Annotated in this window: 14 protein-coding genes; 9 read left to right on the plus strand and 5 right to left on the minus strand. The window is 68.3% G+C overall.

Features of this window, described 5'->3' with window-relative positions:
- The first annotated feature begins 123 nt into the window (after nucleotides 1-123).
- From queE to K7G19_RS20790, 7 genes are all read left to right on the plus strand, one after another.
- A complete protein-coding gene (gene queE, locus K7G19_RS20760; protein ID WP_226108911.1) occupies nucleotides 124-759 on the plus strand; it encodes a 7-carboxy-7-deazaguanine synthase in 636 nt (211 codons plus the stop codon).
- Nucleotides 760-792: 33 nt separating this feature from the next.
- Nucleotides 793-1,269 carry a 6-carboxytetrahydropterin synthase QueD gene (gene queD, locus K7G19_RS20765; RefSeq protein ID WP_149318970.1) on the plus strand — a complete coding sequence of 159 codons (477 nt, stop codon included), beginning with the start codon at nucleotides 793-795 and terminating at the stop codon, nucleotides 1,267-1,269.
- Between the two features lie 145 nt (nucleotides 1,270-1,414).
- Nucleotides 1,415-2,113, plus strand: coding sequence for a tRNA adenosine(34) deaminase TadA (gene tadA, locus K7G19_RS20770; protein ID WP_226108912.1), 699 nt, complete (start codon nucleotides 1,415-1,417; stop codon nucleotides 2,111-2,113).
- Complete coding sequence (gene ldcA / locus K7G19_RS20775) at nucleotides 2,110-3,051, plus strand: muramoyltetrapeptide carboxypeptidase (RefSeq protein WP_226108913.1); 942 nt, start codon at nucleotides 2,110-2,112, stop codon at nucleotides 3,049-3,051. The genes tadA and ldcA overlap by 4 nt, the downstream gene beginning before the upstream one ends.
- Nucleotides 3,052-3,385: 334 nt before the next feature.
- Nucleotides 3,386-5,008 carry an ABC-F family ATPase gene (locus K7G19_RS20780; RefSeq protein WP_149318968.1) on the plus strand — a complete coding sequence of 541 codons (1,623 nt, stop codon included), beginning with the start codon at nucleotides 3,386-3,388 and terminating at the stop codon, nucleotides 5,006-5,008.
- A gap of 318 nt (nucleotides 5,009-5,326) precedes the next feature.
- Complete coding sequence (locus K7G19_RS20785) at nucleotides 5,327-6,760, plus strand: aldehyde dehydrogenase family protein (protein WP_149318967.1); 1,434 nt, start codon at nucleotides 5,327-5,329, stop codon at nucleotides 6,758-6,760.
- Between the two features lie 108 nt (nucleotides 6,761-6,868).
- Complete coding sequence (locus K7G19_RS20790) at nucleotides 6,869-9,358, plus strand: penicillin acylase family protein (RefSeq protein WP_226108915.1); 2,490 nt, start codon at nucleotides 6,869-6,871, stop codon at nucleotides 9,356-9,358.
- Nucleotides 9,359-9,472: 114 nt separating this feature from the next.
- Here the strand turns inward: K7G19_RS20790 and K7G19_RS20795 are convergent, their stop codons facing one another.
- Entirely contained in the window at nucleotides 9,473-9,691 is a 219-nt protein-coding gene (locus K7G19_RS20795) for a DUF1289 domain-containing protein (RefSeq protein WP_223819403.1), read from the minus strand.
- Nucleotides 9,692-10,021: 330 nt separating this feature from the next.
- On the opposite strand from K7G19_RS20795, the gene K7G19_RS20800 reads away from it, so the two are divergent.
- Entirely contained in the window at nucleotides 10,022-10,492 is a 471-nt protein-coding gene (locus K7G19_RS20800) for a PaaI family thioesterase (RefSeq protein ID WP_226108917.1), read from the plus strand.
- Nucleotides 10,493-10,669: 177 nt separating this feature from the next.
- Here the strand turns inward: K7G19_RS20800 and prpF are convergent, their stop codons facing one another.
- From prpF to prpB, 4 genes are all read right to left on the minus strand, one after another.
- On the minus strand, nucleotides 10,670-11,869 hold the full coding sequence (gene prpF, locus K7G19_RS20805; RefSeq protein WP_226108919.1) for a 2-methylaconitate cis-trans isomerase PrpF: 1,200 nt from the start codon (nucleotides 11,867-11,869) through the stop codon (nucleotides 10,670-10,672).
- Between the two features lie 40 nt (nucleotides 11,870-11,909).
- The gene (acnD, locus tag K7G19_RS20810; protein ID WP_149318963.1) at nucleotides 11,910-14,531 is read right to left on the minus strand and encodes a Fe/S-dependent 2-methylisocitrate dehydratase AcnD; all 2,622 of its coding nucleotides are present in this window, start codon (nucleotides 14,529-14,531) and stop codon (nucleotides 11,910-11,912) included.
- Between the two features lie 114 nt (nucleotides 14,532-14,645).
- Nucleotides 14,646-15,806 carry a 2-methylcitrate synthase gene (prpC, locus tag K7G19_RS20815; protein ID WP_150081489.1) on the minus strand — a complete coding sequence of 387 codons (1,161 nt, stop codon included), beginning with the start codon at nucleotides 15,804-15,806 and terminating at the stop codon, nucleotides 14,646-14,648.
- A 28-nt stretch (nucleotides 15,807-15,834) separates the two neighbouring features.
- The gene (gene prpB / locus K7G19_RS20820; protein ID WP_043438308.1) at nucleotides 15,835-16,743 is read right to left on the minus strand and encodes a methylisocitrate lyase; all 909 of its coding nucleotides are present in this window, start codon (nucleotides 16,741-16,743) and stop codon (nucleotides 15,835-15,837) included.
- Between the two features lie 347 nt (nucleotides 16,744-17,090).
- Here prpB and prpR point away from each other — a divergent pair, with 347 nt between their 5' ends.
- The gene (prpR, locus tag K7G19_RS20825; RefSeq protein ID WP_226108921.1) at nucleotides 17,091-19,052 is read left to right on the plus strand and encodes a propionate catabolism operon regulatory protein PrpR; all 1,962 of its coding nucleotides are present in this window, start codon (nucleotides 17,091-17,093) and stop codon (nucleotides 19,050-19,052) included.
- The last annotated feature ends 223 nt before the right edge of the window (nucleotides 19,053-19,275 follow it).

Consider the following 19,275-nt stretch of genomic DNA (forward strand, 5'->3'; position numbering starts at 1 on the left):
GTTTCCCCGCGCGACCGGGAACGCCCCCGCCAGGGCCAGCCGCACGGCATTCGCCCCCTGCCCGGCAGGGACAGCCAGGGCACCATCCCGTCGCCAATCTTCCAGGTCGAACCGACCGCAAGCATGACTTACGCCGTCAAGGAAATCTTCTACACGCTGCAGGGCGAGGGCGCCAACGCGGGCCGCGCCGCCGTGTTCTGCCGCTTCGCGGGCTGCAATCTGTGGACCGGCCGCGAGCAGGATCGCGAGCAGGCGATCTGCCGCTTCTGCGATACGGATTTCGTCGGCACCGACGGCACGCTGGGCGGCAAGTACCGCAGCGCCGAGGAACTGGCCGCGCAGGTGGCCTCGCAATGGCCGCAGGGCGCGGGCGGCCGCCCGCTGGTGGTCTGCACCGGCGGCGAGCCGCTGCTGCAGCTCGATGCGCCGCTGATCGACGCGCTGCACGCGCGGGGCTTCGAGATCGCGATCGAGACCAATGGCACGATCGCGGTGCCGGACGGCATCGACTGGGTCTGCGTCAGCCCGAAGATGGGCGCCGAACTGGTGGTCACGCGCGGCGACGAGCTCAAGGTCGTGATCCCGCAGCCCGGCCAGGACTTCGCGGCATACGAGGCGCTGGATTTCCGCTATTTCCTCGTGCAGCCGATGGACGGCCCGCTGGCGCGCGAGAATACGGCCCTCGCCGTCGATTTCTGCCAGCGCCATCCGCGCTGGCGCCTTTCGCTGCAAACCCACAAGCTGCTGGGTATCCGCTAGGCGTCTGCCGCACGGGTCCCGGCACCGGTCTTCATGAACAAGCAAGTCTCGATCACGCGCCGTCTCGAATTCGACGCCGGCCACCGCATCCCCAACCATGGCGGCCAATGCCGCAATATCCATGGCCACCGATATCGGCTCGACCTGACGCTGTCGGGCGAGGTGCTGCATCGCGAGGGCGCGGCGGACGAGGGCATGATCCTGGACTTTGGCGACATCAAGGCGCTGGCGAACCGGCATCTGGTCGACAAGTGGGACCACGCCTTCCTGATCCATCGCGGCGACACCGCGCTGCTCGAATTCCTGCGCGGCATGGAGGGTCACAAGACGGTGGTGCTCGACGCGATTCCGACCGTCGAGAACCTGGCGCAGATCGCCTTCGACATGCTGGCGCCGGTGTTCAAGGACTGCTTCGGGCATCATCTGCAGCTGACCCGGCTGGTGCTGTTCGAGACGCCGAACTGCTGGGCCGAGGTGACCGCGCCCGCCGTGGCGCCGGCGCAGGACTGAGGGCGTTCCGGCGTCTCGCGGAATTGATTGACGCAAACTCGCCGCAAACTTGCCGCCAGTCAGCACCAAATCAACGCCGATTCAACGCCGATTCAACGCCGACCCGCTGCCTCAACTCACCACCAAATTCGCCACCGACGCGCCGATGACCGACACGCCGCCGCCATCGCCCACCGCCGCCGCCACGCCGCCCTTCGAAGGACCGCAGGCCGACGAGCGCGACCAGCGCTTCATGCGCGCGGCGCTGGAGGAGGCCCGGTTGGCGGAAGCCGCGGGCGAGGTGCCGGTGGGCGCGGTGGTGGTCTGGAACGACGCGATCATCGCGCGCGGCCACAATCTGCCGATCCGCTCGCGCGATCCGTCGGCGCATGCCGAAATGCAGGCGCTGCGCGCGGCCGCGCAGGTGGTCGGCAACTACCGCATGCCCGAGTGCGAGCTGTACGTGACGCTGGAACCGTGCGCGATGTGCAGCGGGGCGATGCTGCACGCGCGGCTGCGCCACGTGGTGTTCGGCGCGACCGATCCCAAGACCGGCGCCGCCGGCAGCGTGCTGGACCTGTTCGCCGAGGCGCGGCTCAATCACCAGACCACGATACGCGGCGGCGTGCTGGCCGACGAATGCGGCCAGCTGCTGCGCGACTTCTTCCGGGCGCGGCGACGCGCGCAGAAGGCGGACCGTGCCACCGCGCCGCTGGGCATCGAGCGTGGCGTTGGCCCCGGCGCCGAGCCCAGCATCGAGCCCACCAGCATCGAGCCCACCAGCACCGAGTTCATCAGCGCTGAGCCCAGCGCCGCGCCCGGCGCCGAACCGTCATCCGATTCGCAGGGAAAGACCGACGCATGAACGCGCCCATCGAAGTCCGCCTGATCGCTCCCTCCGGCTATCCGCACGACATGGCCGTCGCCACCCGCGGTTGCGACTGGCTGCGGGCGCACGGCTACCACGTTGCCAACCCGGAGGTGCTGGACCGCCGCCATCAGCGCTTCGGCGGCACCGACGACGAGCGGCTGGCCGACCTGCATGGCATCGGCATGGGCGCGCCAGGCGCGCTGACGCTGGCGGTGCGCGGCGGCTATGGCATGGCCCGTCTGCTGCCGCGCATCGACTTCGACCGCATCGCCGCGCAGGCCCGCCGCGCGGCCACGCCGATCGTCGGCCACAGCGATTTCACGGCCTTCCAGCTGGCGTACCTGGCCAGGGCGGGCGGCATCAGCCTGGCCGGCCCGATGCTGCTGGCCGACTTCGGCGCCGAGCCGGTGGACCCCTACATGTGGCGGCATTTCGAAGGGCTGCTGCGCGCCTCGTCCTATACCGTCGACATCGACGCGCCGCAGGAAGGCGGCCAGCCGTTCTCTGGCGAGGTGGCGGGCACGCTGTGGGGCGGCAATCTGGCGATGCTGTGCAGCCTGCTGGGCACGCCGTACCTGCCGCAGGTCGACGGCGGCATCCTGTTCCTCGAGGACGTCAACGAGCCGCCTTACCGCGTCGAGCGCATGCTGCTGCAGCTCGAGCAGGCCGGCGTGCTGGGCGCCCAGCGCGCGATCCTGCTGGGCGACTTCTCCAGCTACCGCGTCAGCGACTATGACAACGGCTACGATCTGCCGGCCGTGGTGGCCTATCTGCGCGAGCGCCTGCCGGTGCCGGTCGTCACCGGGCTGCCGTTCGGCCACTGCACGCGCAAGCTAACGCTGCCGGTGGGCGGGCAGGGCGTGCTGCGCGCCTCGGCGGACGGTTTCACGCTGACGATGTCGGGGCATCCGCTGCTTGCCGGGGCGGCCTGAGCGCGCGGTGTGGGCGCCCCGCTGAGGGCCCGGCCCGGATCGCAGCATCCGATTGAAGGACCCGCCGCAGGATCCCACCGCAGGATCCGATCGCAGGCCGGCATCCCTACCCGCCGCCATCCTCGCGCCCGATTGCGCCAGGAATGGTAAAATCTCCGATTCTTCGCGAGGTGAAGGGCTCAGGCCTGTCCGGCCACGTGCCACGGTCGCTCCGTTGGCCCAGCCCGCCGCGCCATGCGGCACGCCTTCGGCGGCTTCGCCGATCTGTCGCGTCCACCGGGCCCCTTCACCGGCCGCCATCACCGCTACACCGCATTCCAAAAGGTTCTTCGACGTGCTATCTACCGCAAACATCACCATGCAGTTCGGCCCCAAGCCCTTGTTCGAGAATATCTCGGTCAAGTTCGGCGAGGGCAACCGCTACGGCCTGATCGGCGCGAACGGCTGCGGCAAGTCCACCTTCATGAAGATCCTCGGCGGCGACCTGGAGCCGAGCGCCGGCAACGTGATGCTGGAACCTGGCGTGCGCCTGGGCAAGCTGCGCCAGGACCAGTTCGCCTATGAGGACATGCGCGTGCTCGACGTGGTGATGATGGGCCATACCGAGATGTGGGCGGCGGCGCAGGAGCGCGACGCGATCTACGCGAACCCGGAAGCGACCGACGAAGACTACATGAAGGCCGCGGAGCTCGAGGCCAAGTACGCCGAGTACGACGGCTACACCGCCGAGGCGCGCGCCGGCGAGCTGCTGCTGGGGGTGGGCATCCCGACCGACCAGCATCAGGGCACGATGAGCAATATCGCGCCGGGCTGGAAGCTGCGCGTGCTGCTGGCGCAGGCGCTGTTCTCGAATCCGGACGTGCTGCTGCTGGACGAGCCGACCAACAACCTGGACATCAACACGATCCGCTGGCTGGAACATGTGCTCAACGAGCGCAATTCCACCATGATCATCATTTCGCACGATCGCCACTTCCTGAACTCGGTCTGTACGCACATGGCCGACATGGACTACGGCACGCTGAAGGTCTACCCGGGCAACTACGACGACTACATGGAAGCGTCGATGCAGGCCCGCGAGCGCCAGATGGCCGCCAACGCGCGCGCCAAGGAGCGGATCACCGAACTGCAGGACTTCGTGCGCCGCTTCTCGGCCAACAAGTCCAAGGCCCGCCAGGCCACCTCGCGACTGAAGCAGATCGACAAGATCAAGGTCGAGGACATCAAGCCGTCGTCGCGCCAGAACCCGTTCATCCGCTTCGAGTTCGAGAAGAAGCTGCACAACCTGGCGGTGACCGCCGAGAACATCAGCAAGGCCTACGACCGCCAGATCCTGAACAACCTGTCGCTGTCGATCCAGGCCGGCGAGCGTGTCGCCATCATCGGCGAGAACGGCGCGGGCAAGACCACGCTGCTGCGCTGCCTGCTGGACGGCGCGGTGCAGACGGGCGTGCAGCGCGGCATCGAGGTCGATCACGGCACCGTCAAGTGGGCCGAGAACGCCAACGTCGGCTACATGCCCCAGGACACCTACGAGGAGTTCCCGGAAGAGACCAACCTGATGGACTGGATGACCCAGTGGACGCAGGCCGGCGACGACGACCAGTCGCTGCGCGGCACGCTGGGCCGGCTGCTGTTCTCGGCCGACGACATCAAGAAGTCCGTCAAGGTGCTGTCCGGCGGCGAGAAGGGCCGCATGATCTGGGGCAAGCTGATGCTGGGCCGCCATAATGTGCTGGCGCTGGACGAGCCGACCAACCACATGGACATGGAATCGATCGAGTCGCTGCAGATCGCGCTCGACAAGTTCACCGGCACGCTGATCTTCGTCTCGCACGACCGCGAATTCGTCAGCGCGCTGGCCACGCGGATCATCGAAATCCGCACCGACGGCACGGTGACCGATTATCTGGGCACCTACGACGAATATCTGGAGTCGCAGGGTATCGCCGGCTGACGGTTTCTGTCACGCCTGCTGCTCACCGCCCGCCACCGCAGGCAGGCTGGCGAACGAAAGGCCGCAAGAAGGCCGCAACGCATCGACGCGTTGCGGCCTTTTTTCATGCCGGCGAGCGGTACCGCGCGCGATTATCGGCGGGATATTGGCGAGCGGCGGCCGTGTGCCGGGCGGCGAAGCGATATCGCCGGACAAAATCGGCTCTACAATGTCGGCACAGAAAAGATTGATAACAACGGCAAACGCCCTGAAACACCTGAATCAGGTTGGAAACGCCGAAGGGTTTCACGCCTGACGGCTCACCGAGGAATTGTGGCTATGCAACAGCGAGACAAACTCTTTATCAATGGCAAATGGGTCGCCCCGCACGGCACCGGCCAGATCGACGTCATCCATTCCACCACCGAGGAGGTGATGGGGCGGATTCCCGAGGGCCATGCCCGCGACGCCGAGGACGCCATCCAGGCGGCCCGCGCCGCCTTCGACGGCTGGGCCGCCACGCCGCCGCAGCAGCGCGCCGACTATATCCGCAAGATCGCCGAGGGCCTGAAGGCGCGCACCGAGGAGCTGGCGCAGCTGATCGCCGCCGAGGTGGGCATGCCGATCAAGCTGGCCCGCGCGATCCAGGTCGGCGGCCCGGTCTTCAACTGGAGCCAGGCGGCCAAGCTGGTCGAGTCCTTCACCTTCGAGGAAGAGGTCGGCAATTCGCTGGTGGTGCGCGAACCGGTCGGCGTGGTCGCCGCCATCACGCCGTGGAACTACCCGCTGAACCAGATCACGCTGAAGGTTGCGCCCGCGCTGGCCGCGGGCTGCACGGTGGTGCTCAAGCCGTCCGAGGTGGCGCCGCTGAACGCCTTCGTGCTGGCCGAGGTGATCGAGGCCGCAGGACTGCCGCCGGGCGTGTTCAACCTGGTGACGGGCTATGGTCCGGTGGTCGGCGAGGTGCTGGCCAGCCACCGCGAGGTCGACATGGTGTCGTTCACCGGCTCGACCCGCGCCGGCAAGCGCGTCTCCGAGCTGGCCGCGCAGACCGTCAAGCGCGTCGCGCTGGAACTGGGCGGCAAGTCCGCCTCGGTGATCCTGGACGACGCCGACCTGCCGGCCGCGGTCAAGGGCACCATCAACGCCTGCTTCCTGAACTCCGGCCAGACCTGCTCGGCGCATACGCGGATGCTGGTGCCGCGCGCCCGTTATGACGAGGTCAAGGAGATCGTCAGGAAGGTGGTGGCGGGCTTCACCGTCGGCGATCCGCTGCAGGAGACCACCAAGCTGGGACCGCTGATCTCGGCTGCGCAGAAGGACCGCGTGACGGGGTACATCCAGCGCGGGCTCAACGAGGGCGCCGAACTGGTGGCGGGCGGTACCGAGCCGCCGGCCGGCCTGGACAAGGGCTTCTTCGTGCAGCCGACCGTGCTGGGCAACGTCGATCCCAAGGCCACCGTCGCGCAGGAAGAGATCTTCGGCCCGGTGCTGTCGATCATCTGCTACGACACCGAGGAAGACGCGGTGCGCATCGCCAACGACAGCGTCTACGGCCTGGGCGGCGGCGTGTGGTCGGGCGACGAGGCGCGCGCGATTCGCGTGGCGCGCCGCATCCGTACCGGCCAGGTCGATATCAATGGCGGCCCCTTCAACATGATGGCGCCGTTCGGCGGCTACAAGCAGTCGGGCAATGGACGCGAGGCCGGCAAGTACGGACTGGAGGAGTTCCTCGAGTACAAGGCGCTGCAGCTGAAGAAGCCCGCGGCCTGAGCGCCGACCGATTGGAAGATGCCCGGCCTGTCCGGGCATTTTTACGTCGGCGATAATCGACAACGACACGACACCGCAACGAACGGTTGGACGGGGGAGGGGAAGGCGATGCATTGGCTCAAGCGGCTGGCATGGCTGACGGTGATCCTGGCGGGGCTGGCGCTGGCCGCGGCCATCGGTGGCTATGCCTGGTATCGGCAGGCGTCGCAGCCGACGGTGGCGGGCACCGTCGCGCTGGCGGGTTTGCACGGGCGCGTCACCATCGTGCGCGACCGCCATGCGATTCCGCGCATCGAGGCCGGCGATCCGCTCGATGCGTATTTCGGGCTGGGCTTCGTCCATGCGCAGGATCGGCTCTGGCAGATGCAGATGAACAAGCGCATCGCCTCCGGCCGGCTGGCCGAAATCCTCGGACCGAGCGCGCTGCCGACCGATCGCTTCCTGCGCACCATCGGCGTGCGCCGCAATGCCGAGGCCGCCTTCGCCGCCAGCACGCCCGAGACGCGCGCCGCGCTGCGGGCCTATGCCGACGGCGTCAATGCCGGCATCGACAGCCACCAGGGCCCGTTGCCGCCCGAATTCGCGATCCTGCGCACCGTGCCCGAACGCTGGGAGCCGGCCGATACGCTGGCCTGGCAGACCATGATGGCCTGGGACCTGAGCGCCAACTGGAGCCGCGAGGTGCTGCGCATGCGGCTGGCGCAGACGCTGCCGCTGTCGCGCATCAACGAGCTGCTGGCGCCGTATCCGGGCGAGCAGCCGCTGCGCACCACCGACTATCCCGCGCTGTACCGCCAGCTGGCCCCGCTGACCACCGCGATGGCCAGCGTCGAGGCCGCGGCGCCGCGGGGGCTGGTCGAAGGCATGGGCTCGAACAACTGGGTCGTATCGGGCGCCCATACGCGCTCGGGCAAGCCGCTGCTGGCCAACGATCTGCATCTGGGCCTGCAGGCGCCGGCGCTGTGGTACTTCGCCACGCTGCGCGCGCCCGGGCTGGACGTGACCGGCGCCACCTTGCCGGGCATGCCGGTGGTCGTGATCGGCCATACGCCGCGCATCGCCTGGGGCTTTACCAATACCGCGCCGGATCTGCAGGACCTGTATATCGAGCGGCTTCGTCCCGGCCGGCCCGAGCAGTACCAGACGCCGAACGGCTGGGCCGATTTCGCGGTGCGCGAGGAGACCATCCGGGTCAAGGACCAGCCCGACGTGACGATCCGGGTCCGCTCGACCCGCCACGGGCCGGTGATCTCCGATGTCGCCGACCCGCTCGCGGCCGCCGTCGCGCCGCTGGGCGCCCAGTATGTGGTGGCATTCCAATGGGTCGCGCTGCGGCCGGACGACCGCACCGTGCAGGCCGGCCTGAAGCTGAACCGCGCGCACGACTGGACCAGTTTCACAGAGGCGCTGCGCGACTTCCACACGCCCCAGCAGAGCGCGGTCTATGCCGATGTCGACGGCAACATCGGCTTCATCGCGCCGGGCCGCGTGCCGCTGCGCCACGCCGCCAACGATCTGAAGGGCCTGGCTCCGGCGCCCGGCTGGGACGCGCGCTACGACTGGAACGGCTTCATTCCGTTCGAACGGCTGCCGCGCAGCTTCAATCCGCCCGGCGGCATGGTGGTGACCGCGAACCAGAAGATCGTGCCGGACGACTATCCGTACTTCCTGACCAGCGAATGGACCGTGCCGTATCGGCACGACCGCATCCGGGCCTTGCTTGGCGCGCGGCGGCAGCACACGCTCGATACGTTCGCGGCGATCCAGAAGGACGAGCTGTCGCTGGCGGTCAAGGACGCCTTGCCGCTGCTGCTCGGTGCGTCGATTGCCGCCGACGAAACGCGTCCGGCGCGCGAGCGTGAGCTGTTCGCCGCGCTGGCGCGGTGGGACGGCACGATGTCGGCGGACCGCGCGGAGCCGCTGGTCGCCACCGCCTGGCTGCGCGAGCTGTCGCGCGGCATGTTCGAGGGCAAGGTCGGTGATGGCGTGTTCGCACGCATGTGGGAGCAGCGCAATGTGCAACAGGCGATGCTGAACGTGCTGCGCAGCTCCCGCGGCCTGGGGCGTTTCTGGTGCGACGATCCGAAGACGCCGGCGCCCGAGGACTGCAACGACGCGATGGGCTCCGCGTGGATACGGGCCATCGCCGATCTGCAGCAGCGCTACGGCGACGATCCGCGGCGCTGGCGCTGGGGCCAGGCCCATGCCGCCCGCGCCGAACACCGGCCGTTCGCCAAGGTGCCGTCGCTGGCCGGGTTCTTCAACGTCAAGGTGCCGACCGGCGGCGACACCTATACCGTCAATGCCGGCCGCCACAACCTGGGCGACGAACAGGCGCCGTTCGAGAACGTGCATGGCGCCAGCGTGCGGGCGATCTACGACCTGGCCGATCTGTCGGCCTCGCGCTTCATCACGCCGACGGGGCAATCAGGCAACGTGTTGTCGCCGCACTATCGCGACTGGACCGAGCAATGGGCGCGCGGCGAGTACGTGACGATCCAGGGGGCCGGGCATCCGGCGGGGGCGAAGGCGTTCGAGACGCTGGTGCTGACGCCGGCGGCGCGCGATGGCGGCCGGACGAGCGGGGCGAGCCGGTGAGGGCTTGTCGGACCAAGGCTCTGCGGATCAGTGGACTCTGCTGATCAGGGCGCTCTGGATCAAGGCTCTGCGGATCAGAGGGGCCAGAGGGGCCAGAGCGGCCAGAGAGGAGCCCTAGTCGCGCTGGAAACGGCGCGCGGTGGCTTCGCGCGTGATGCGTTCCCACACCGCCTGCTTTTCCGCGTCGCTCATGAAGACCCAGTTGCTGACCTCCATCGCGGTGCGGCCGCAACCCTGGCAGACCTCGTCGAACAGCGTCGAGCAGATGCCGACGCAGGGGCTGTCGGGACGGTCGAACAGGCTGTCGTCGGTGGTCTCGGCGGAGTCGGGCACGGCGAGCGGGTCTGGCGCGGAATCGGGGCGGGTTTGCGGCATGGCGGCTGGGTGTGGCAAAGGCGGCCATTATAAGCGGCGGGGTGGGGCGGTGCCGGGGGCCGGTGTGGCGCCGATCGGCAATATTCTCCGCTCAGCGCGTCGACCACTGCATCGTCCACCGGCGTTGTCCACCGGTGTCGGCTACCGGCGTCGGCTACCGGCGTCGGCTACCGGCGTCGGCTGCCGCGTCGTCGATCGGATTACCTGCCGGGTAATTGAGCGTCGGCCGCGCCGGCAGCCATCATGGACTCACCACGACAGACCCTTCAGCCTACTTCAGGAGCCCGCATGATGTCTTCCCTGACCCCACTCTCCGCCACCGGTACCTATGCCGAGGTCGCGCCCCGCATTCGCGCGATGGTCGAGGAAATCCTGATCGGCTCGCCGGTGGCCCGCACGCTCGGCGTCGCGCTCGACGTGCTGGCGCCCGAGCATGTCGAGCTGGTGCTGCCGTTCAGTCCCGGCAATGTCACGGTCGGCAAGACGGTGCACGGGGGCGTGATCGCGACGCTGATCGATATCGCCGGCGCGGCGGCGGCGGCGTCCGGCGCGGACCCGGACAAGGTGCGCGGCGGCGCGACCAGCGCGCTGTCGATCCAGTATGTGGCGCCGGCCGAGGCGGCCGCGCTGCGCGCCGTGGCGACGGTGGTGCGCCGCGGCCAGCGGCAGATCGCCACGGAGATCACGGTCTATGCCGAACAGCCGGAGGCGGGCACCGTGGTGGCGAAGGCGCTGATGAACAGCGTGTTGTTTGGTTGAGGGCCAGGGAGGCCCGGGCGCTGCCGAGACGTGCCGAAACGGGCCGAGACGGGACTGTCCGCCGCTGTGCGGTGACCGTCGTCCCGTTGGACATTGCATTGAAACGCAATTAACCGCCAGATTTCCCGCCCACCGCCATGACATGCCGGGCCGACAAGCGGCCCGGCATCCCTGCCATCAGGCAACCGGGTTCCAGTCGCCCGGCACCCGCACCCAGCCTTCCATCAGGATCCGGGCGCTGCGGCTCATGATGGCCTTCTTCACTACCCATTCGCCGTCCACCTGCTCCGCCTCGGCGCCGACGCGCAGCGTGCCGGACGGATGGCCGAAGCGCACGGCCTGGCGATTGCCGCCGCCGGCAGCGAGATTGACCAGGGTGCCGGGAATGGCCGCCGCGGTGCCGATCGCCACCGCCGCCGTGCCCATCATCGCGTGGTGCAGCTTGCCCATCGACAGCGCGCGCACCAGCAGGTCGATGTCTTCCGCCCGCACCGGCTTGCCGCTCGACGCGGTATAGCTGGCCGGCGGGGCGACGAAGGCCACCTTGGGCGTGTGCTGGCGCCGCGCGGCCTCGTCCACGTTCTGGATCAGGCCCATGCGCACGGCCCCGTAGGCGCGGATGGTCTCGAACATCGCCAGCGCCTTGGGATCGCCATTGATCGCCTCCTGCAGCTCGGTGCCGCTGTAGCCGATCGCGTCCGCGTTGACGAAGATGGTCGGAATGCCGGCATTGATCATCGTCGCCTGCAGCGTGCCGACGCCGGGCACTTCGAGGTCGTCGACCAGGTTGCCGGTCGGGAACATCGCGCCGCGGCCGCCTTCCTCCTCGGCCGCCGGGTCCATGAACTCGAGCATGATCTCGGCGGCGGGGAAGGTCACGCCGTCCAGCTCGAAGTCGCCGGTCTCCTTGACCATGCCGTCGACGATCGGCACATGCGAGACGATCGTCTTGCCGATATTGGCCTGCCAGATGCGCACGGTGGCGACGCCCTCGCGCGGGATGCGCGCCGGATCGATCAGCCCGGCGGCGATCGCGAACGGGCCCACCGCGGCGGACAGGTTGCCGCAGTTGCCGCTCCAGTCGACGAAGGGCTGGTCGATCGCGACCTGGCCGAACAGGTAGTCGACGTCGTGGCCCGGTCGGCTGCTGCGCGACACGATCACCGTCTTGCTGGTGCTCGACGTCGCCGCGCCCATGCCGTCGATCTGCTTGCCGTACGGGTCGGGGCTGCCGATCACGCGCATCAGCAGTGCATCGCGGGCGGGGCCCGGCGACTGCGCCGCCTCGGGCAGGTCCTGCAGGCGGAAGAACACGCCCTTGCTGGTGCCGCCACGCATATAGGTGGCGGGGATGCGGATCTGGGGAAGGGAAACCATGGATGCCTCGTGCTGATTCAGGGTGGAGCGCCGCGCCGGTTCATGCGGCCGATGCGGCCGAGGCCGCCCGCGCCGCCTTGGTCGAATCGAGGAAGTCCTGCGCGAAGCGCTGCAGCACGCCGCCGGCTTCGTAGATCGACACTTCCTCGGCGGTATCGAGCCGGCAGGTCACCGCGGTCTCGACGCGCTCGCCGTTCCTGCGGTGGATCACCAGCGTCAGGTCCGCGCGCGGCTTGCGCTCGCCGATCACGTCGAAGGTCTCGGTGCCGTCGATCTGCAGCGTCAGGCGGTTGGTGCCCGGCTTGAACTCCAGCGGTAGCACGCCCATGCCGATCAGATTGGTGCGGTGGATCCGCTCGAAGCCTTCGGCGACGATCGCCTCCACGCCGGCCAGCCGCACGCCCTTGGCTGCCCAGTCGCGCGACGAGCCCTGGCCGTAGTCGGCGCCAGCGATGATGATCAGCGGCTGCTTGCGCTCCATGTAGGTCTCGATCGCTTCCCACATGCGCACGACCTTGCCCTCCGGCTCGATGCGCGCCAGCGAACCCTTCCTGACCTTGCCGTCGACCACCGCCATTTCATTGACCAGGGTCGGGTTGGCGAAGGTGGCGCGCTGCGCGGTCAGGTGGTCGCCGCGGTGGGTCGCGTACGAATTGAAGTCTTCCTCGGGCAGGCCCATCTTCGCCAGGTATTCGCCGGCGGCGCTGTCGGGCAGGATCGCGTTGGACGGCGACAGGTGGTCGGTGGTGATGTTGTCGCCGAGCACCGCCAGCGGACGCAGGCCCTTGAGCGTGCGCTCCCCGGCCAGCGCGCCTTCCCAGTACGGCGGGCGGCGGATATAGGTGCTCTGCGGCCGCCAGTCGTACAGCGGGCTGATGGTCTCGGCGTTGGCCGCCTGTACCGCGAACATCGGCTCGTAGACCTTGCGGAACTGCTCGGGCTTGACGCTTTGCGCGACGATCGCGTCGATCTCCTCGTCGCTCGGCCAGATGTCCTTCAGCGTCACCGGCTGGCCGTTGGCGTCGTGGCCCAGCACGTCGCGCTCGATGTCGAAGCGGATGGTGCCGGCGATCGCGTAGGCGACCACCAGCGGCGGCGAAGCCAGGAAGGCCTGCTTCGCGTAGGGATGGATGCGGCCGTCGAAATTGCGGTTGCCCGACAGCACCGCGGTCGCATACAGGTCGCGCTCGACGATCTCCTGCTGGATCGCCGGATCGAGCGCGCCCGACATGCCGTTGCAGGTGGTGCAGGCGAACGCGACGATGCCGAAGCCCAGCCGTTCGAGCTCGGGCAGCAGTCCGGCTTCCTCCAGATACAGCTGCACCACCTTGGAGCCCGGCGCGAGCGAGGACTTGACCCAGGGCTTGCGCGTCAGGCCGCGCGCGTTGGCGTTGCGCGCCAGCAGGCCGGCGGCGATCACGTTGCGCGGATTGCTGGTGTTGGTGCAGCTGGTGATGGCGGCGATGATCACGGCGCCGTCCGGCATCTGTCCCGGCACTTCCTGCCATTGGCCGGCGATGCCCCGTTCGGCCAGCGCGGTGGTCGGCAGGCGCTTGTGCGGGTTCGACGGGCCGGCCATGTTGCGGACCACGGTCGACAGGTCGAACTCGAGCACGCGCTCGTATTCGGCGTCCTCCAGCGTATCGGCCCACAGGCCCGCCGTCTTCGCGTAGGTCTCGACCAGACGCACCTGCTCGTCGCTGCGGCCGGTCAGGCGCAGATAGTCGATGGTCTGGCCGTCGATGAAGAACATCGCCGCGGTGGCGCCGTATTCGGGGGCCATGTTGGAGATGGTCGCGCGATCGCCCAGGGTCAGGCTGGCCGCGCCTTCGCCGCGGAATTCGAGATAGGCGCCCACCACGCGCTGGCTGCGCAGGAATTCGGTCAGCGCCAGCACGATGTCGGTCGCGGTGATGCCCGGCTGCGGCTTGCCGCGCAGCTCGACGCCGACGATGTCCGGCAGCCGCATCCACGACGCGCGGCCCAGCATCACGTTCTCGGCCTCGAGGCCGCCCACGCCGATGGCGATCACGCCCAGCGCGTCGACATGGGGCGTATGGCTGTCGGTGCCGACCAGCGTGTCGGGGTAGGCGACGCCGTCGACGGCATGGATCACCGGCGACATCCGCTCCAGATTGATCTGATGCATGATGCCGTTGCCCGGCGGGATCACGTCGACGTTCTTGAACGCCTTGCGGGTCCACTCGATGAAGTGGAAGCGATCCTCGTTGCGGCGCTCCTCGATCGCGCGGTTCTTGGCGAAGGCATCCTTGTCGAAACCGCCGTGCTCGACCGCCAGCGAATGGTCGACGATCAGCTGGACCGGCACCACCGGATTGACCTGGGCCGGATCGCCGCCCTGGTCGGCGATCGCATCGCGCAGGCCGGCGAGGTCCACCAGTGCGGTCTGGCCGAGGATGTCGTGGCAGACCACGCGCGCAGGGAACCACGGGAAGTCCAGCTCGCGCTTGCGTTCGATCAGCTGCGTCAGCGCCGCGTTCAGCAGCGACGGGTCGCAGCGGCGCACCAGGTTTTCGGCGAGCACGCGCGAGGTGTAGGGCAGCTTGTCATAGGCGCCGGGCTGGATTGCATCGACCGCGGCGCGTGCGTCGAAATAGTCCAGGCCCGTGCCGGGCAGCGGTTTGCGGTAGGCAGTATTCATGGGGAGGGGATCAATACGGGTCGTGCTCGGCGCGCCGTGGTGTGTCGTGGGACATGCGGACTGCGGGCGGAAGCGGAGCGCGTGGCGCGGCCGCTCCCGCCCGGATCTGCCGCATCAGCGGCGCTTCTCGATCGGCACGAACTTCAGGTTGTCCGGGCCGATGTAGTTGGCGCTCGGGCGGATGATCTTGTTGTCGATGCGTTGCTCGATGATGTGCGCGGCCCAGCCGGAGGTCCGCGCGATCACGAACAGCGGCGTGAACATCGCGGTCGGCACGCCCATCATGTGGTAACTGACGGCGCTGAACCAGTCGAGATTGGGGAACATCTTCTTGATGTCCCACATCGTGGTCTCCAGGCGCTCGGCGATGTCGAACATCTTCATCGAGCCGGCGTCCTTCGACAGGCGGCGCGCGACTTCCTTGATCACCTGGTTGCGCGGATCGCCGGTCGTGTAGACCGGATGGCCGAAGCCGATCACGACTTCCTTGTTCTCGACGCGGCGGGTGATGTCGGCCTGGGCCTCGTCGGGCGTGTCGTAGCGCTTCTGAATCTCGAACGCGACCTCGTTGGCGCCGCCGTGCTTGGGGCCGCGCAGCGCGCCGATCGCGCCGCAGATCGCCGAATACATGTCGGAACCCGTGCCGGCGATCACGCGGCCGGTGAAGGTCGACGCGTTGAATTCGTGCTCGGCGTACAGGTTCAGCGAGGTGTGCATCGCGCGTTCCCACAGCTCGCTGGGCTTGCGGCCGTGCAGCAGATGCAGGAAGTGGCCGCCGATCGAATCGTCGTCGGTCTCGACCTCGATGCGCCGGCCGTTATGGCTGTAGTGGTACCAGTACAGCAGCATCGAGCCGAGCGAGGCCATCAGGCGGTCGGCGATGTCGCGCGCGCCCGGCAGATTGTGGTCTTCCTTCTCGGGCAGCACCGTGCCGAGCACCGACACGCCGGTGCGCATCACGTCCATCGGATGGGCCGAGGCCGGAACCCATTCCAGCGCGGCCTTGACGTTGGCGGGCAGGCCGCGCAGCGCGCGCAGCTTGGCCTTGTAGCCGTTCAGCTCGGCCTGGGTCGGCAGCTTGCCGTGCACCAGCAGATAGGCGATCTCTTCGAATTCGCAGGTCTCGGCAACGTCGAGGATGTCGTAGCCGCGATAGTGGAGGTCGTTGCCGCTGCGGCCGACCGTACACAGCGCGGTATTGCCGGCGACGACGCCGGACAGCGCGACGGATTTCTTGGGCTTCGGGGTGGCTTGCGCCGGAGTGGCTTCGGACATGTCGTCTCCTTGCTTCGCTCTGTTCTGATTACTTGGCCTTGGCTTGCGCGAACAGCGCATCCAGCTTCTGTTCGTATGCATGGTAGCCGATGCTCTCGTAGAGCTCGGCGCGCGTCTGCATGGTGTCCAGCACGTTCTGCTGGGTGCCGTCGCGGCGGATCGCCGCGTAGACGTTCTCGGCGGCCTTGTTCATCGCGCGGAACGCCGACAGCGGGTAGAGGATCATCGCGACGCCGGCGCCGGCCAGCTCGTCGCGCGTAAACAGCGGCGTGGCGCCGAACTCGGTGATGTTGGCCAGCACGGGCACCTTCACCGCGTCGACGAACTTGCGGTACATCGACAGGTCGGTCATCGCCTCCGGGAAGATCGCATCGGCGCCGGCCTCGACGCAGGCCACCGCGCGTTCGATCGCCTTGTCCAGGCCCTCGACCGCCAGCGCGTCGGTGCGCGCCATGATGACGAAATGCTCGTCGGTGCGCGCGTCGACCGCGGCCTTGATGCGGTCGACCATCTCGTCCTGCGAGACGATCTCCTTGTTCGGCCGGTGGCCGCAGCGCTTGGCGCCGACCTGGTCCTCGATGTGCATTGCGGCGGCGCCGAACTTGATCAGCGAGCGCGTGGTGCGCGCCACGTTGAAGGCCGAGGCGCCGAAGCCGGTGTCGACGTCGACCAGCAGCGGCACGTCGCAGACATCGGTGATGCGGCGGATGTCGGTCAGCACGTCGTCGAGGTTCGAGATGCCGAGATCGGGCAGGCCCAGCGAGCCGGCCGCGACGCCGCCGCCGGACAGGTAGATCGCGCGGTAGCCGGCGCGCTTGGCCAGCAGGGCGTGGTTGGCGTTGATGGTGCCGACGACCTGCAGCGGCTGCTCGTCGGCCAGGGCCTGGCGGAAACGGGCGCCGGCCGAGCGGGCCAGGTCTTGGGAGGTCAGGGTCATGATGGCGTCCTGGGTGAGCGGAATGCCGGCAGAGCGCAAGCGGCGTGCCAACGGCGTGGCGGGTTGCGGGGCGGCGTGATTTGGCCAGTCCGGACAAGGGCTAGCGGGTGTTTTCGCCGCCTCAGGTGGCGTGTCCGACGCTTGAGTTGCATTTCAAGTTTGAATTTCATCTCCGTGACTTGAAATGCAGCGCCGGTGGGCACAGAATGCAGCGGCGGCGCGTAACGTGCTGGCGTCAACGTCCTATTGTGGCCGGTTTTGTTCGTCCGCTGACTGCGGTTTGCAGCGTTCGCCATCTTGTTTCGCGTTGGCCGTGGCTTGCGGCGTTCGCCATTTTCCTTCGATCCATGACTCCCGCTACCCCGATCCCTCCTGGCCGGCCTCGCATCTGGGCGGTCGGCATCAGCCGGCTGTCGCGTGCCTTCGCCGATCTGATTCCTTCCTATGCCGCCCAGGCGGACTTCCGGCTCGTCGGCAAGGGCTACGAGGCGGCCGCCAGTGCGATCGCCCGGGAGGCCAGGGAAGGGCGGCTCGATGCGGTGGTCGCGGCCGGCTCGAACGGCGCCTATCTGCGCCAGCATGTGGACGTGCCGGTCACGCTGGTCAAGGTAACGGGGTTCGACGTGCTCAGCGCGCTCGCTACCGCGCGGCGCATCTCGCCGCGGGTCGCGCTGGTGACCCACGCCGCCACGTATCCCGAAGTCGACGAGTTTGCGAGGGAGTTCGGCCTGCCGATTCCGTCGTATACGTATTTGACCGAGGACGACGCCACGGTGCGCGTCAAGGCGCTGCGGCAGGAGGGCATCGAGGTCGTGGTCGGACCCGGGCTCGTGACGGAACTCGCGGATCGGCTCGGGCTGACGGGGGTGTTCCTGTACTCGGGGCAGTCGGTCAAGCTCGCGCTCGAGGACGCGATCGAGGCGGCGCGGCTGCGGCGCATCGAGTCGAGCCGGCGCGAATACGTCAATACGATCCTGGCGCATCTGAACGAGGGCGTCGCGGCAGTCGATGCCGACGGGCGGATCCAGTCGTTCAATCCGGCGATGGAGCGCTTCCTCGGCACGCCGGCCGCCGATGCAGTCGGCCGCAAGCTGCAGGGCTTGGCTCCCGATCTGTCGCTCGACAGCGTGATGCGGACCGGCGCCAAGGAACTCGAGGCGATCCACAAGCTGGGCGACCGCATGGTGGTGGTCAACCGGATTCCGATTCTGATGGAAGGCAGTCCCGCGGGCGCGGTGTTGACGATTCAGGATGCCAATGCGATCCAGCGGGTCGACCGTCATCTGCGCCGGCGCGCCAGCGCGCGCACGACCGGCGTTCGCTATCGGCTCGACGATCTTGCGGGGGAATCGCCGGCAATGCGCCAGCTGCGCGAACTGGCGCGGCGCTATGCGGCCGTCGATTCCACCGTGCTGATCAGCGGCGAGAGCGGCACCGGCAAGGAGGTGCTGGCGCAGGGCATGCACGATGCCAGTCCGCGCCGCGCGTTTCCGTTCGTGGCGATCAATTGCGCGGCGTTTCCCGAGGCGCTGCTCGAGAGCGAGCTGTTCGGCTACGAGGAGGGCGCGTTCACCGGCGCCCGACGCGGCGGCAAGGCGGGGCTGTTCGAGTCCGCGCATAACGGCACCCTGTTCCTGGACGAGGTCGGCGACATGCCGCCGGCCCTGCAGACGAGGCTGTTGCGCGTGCTGCAGGAAAAGCAGGTGCTGCCGATCGGCGGCGTGGACGCGGTACCGGTCAACGTGCGCGTGATCGCCGCCACCCATCGGGATCTGGCCGCGCTCGTGCGCGACGGGGCGTTTCGCCAGGATCTCTACTACCGGCTGAATATCCTGCGGATCGCCATGCCGCCGCTGCGCGAACGGAAGGCGGACCTGCCGGAGCTGGCCGAGTTGCTGTACCGCCGCGCGCAGCAACGGCTCGGATTGCCTCGACCGGACAGCCTGCCGGAAGCGGCGCGCAGCCGGCTGACGGCGTATGGCTGGCCGGGGAACATCCGCGAGCTGGAGAACGTGGTGGAGCGGATTGCCGTGTTGTTGGCGGGGAGGGCGCTCGGCGAGGAAGCGCTGCTGCGCGAGTTGCGTGCGACGGTGCCCGAGCTGTTCGGTGGCGAAGGGATGGACGCGGCGCCGCCGGCAGTGGGGAGTGCGCGATCAGGCAGCTATTCGCTTGCGGGAGTGGCGCGTTCATCCCAGGCGGAACATATCCGCCGTGTGCTGGACGAATGCGGTGGGGATCGCGCCGCGGCGTGCCACCTGTTGGGCATCAGTCCGACCACCTTGTGGCGGCGGCTCAAAGAGGCAGCTTGAGGCCACTTACGGCACGTCGACGGTCGCACGAAAAAGCGCTTGCAATGGCTGTCACGCTCCCTTAATATTCGCCCCCCTCGCGGCCGAACGGCGGCGGGGTTGGCGGGGAAGGCGAAGGCGCTGTGGTGCTGGAGCCGCAGCAAAAAAGTGCTGACAACCTGTTGACGAGAAGCGAAATGTTCTGCATAATCTCGTTTCTCTGCTGCTGACAACGCAGCGACGC

This window comes from Cupriavidus sp. DB3, from assembly GCF_020418465.1.
Taxonomy (GTDB): domain Bacteria; phylum Pseudomonadota; class Gammaproteobacteria; order Burkholderiales; family Burkholderiaceae; genus Cupriavidus; species Cupriavidus cauae.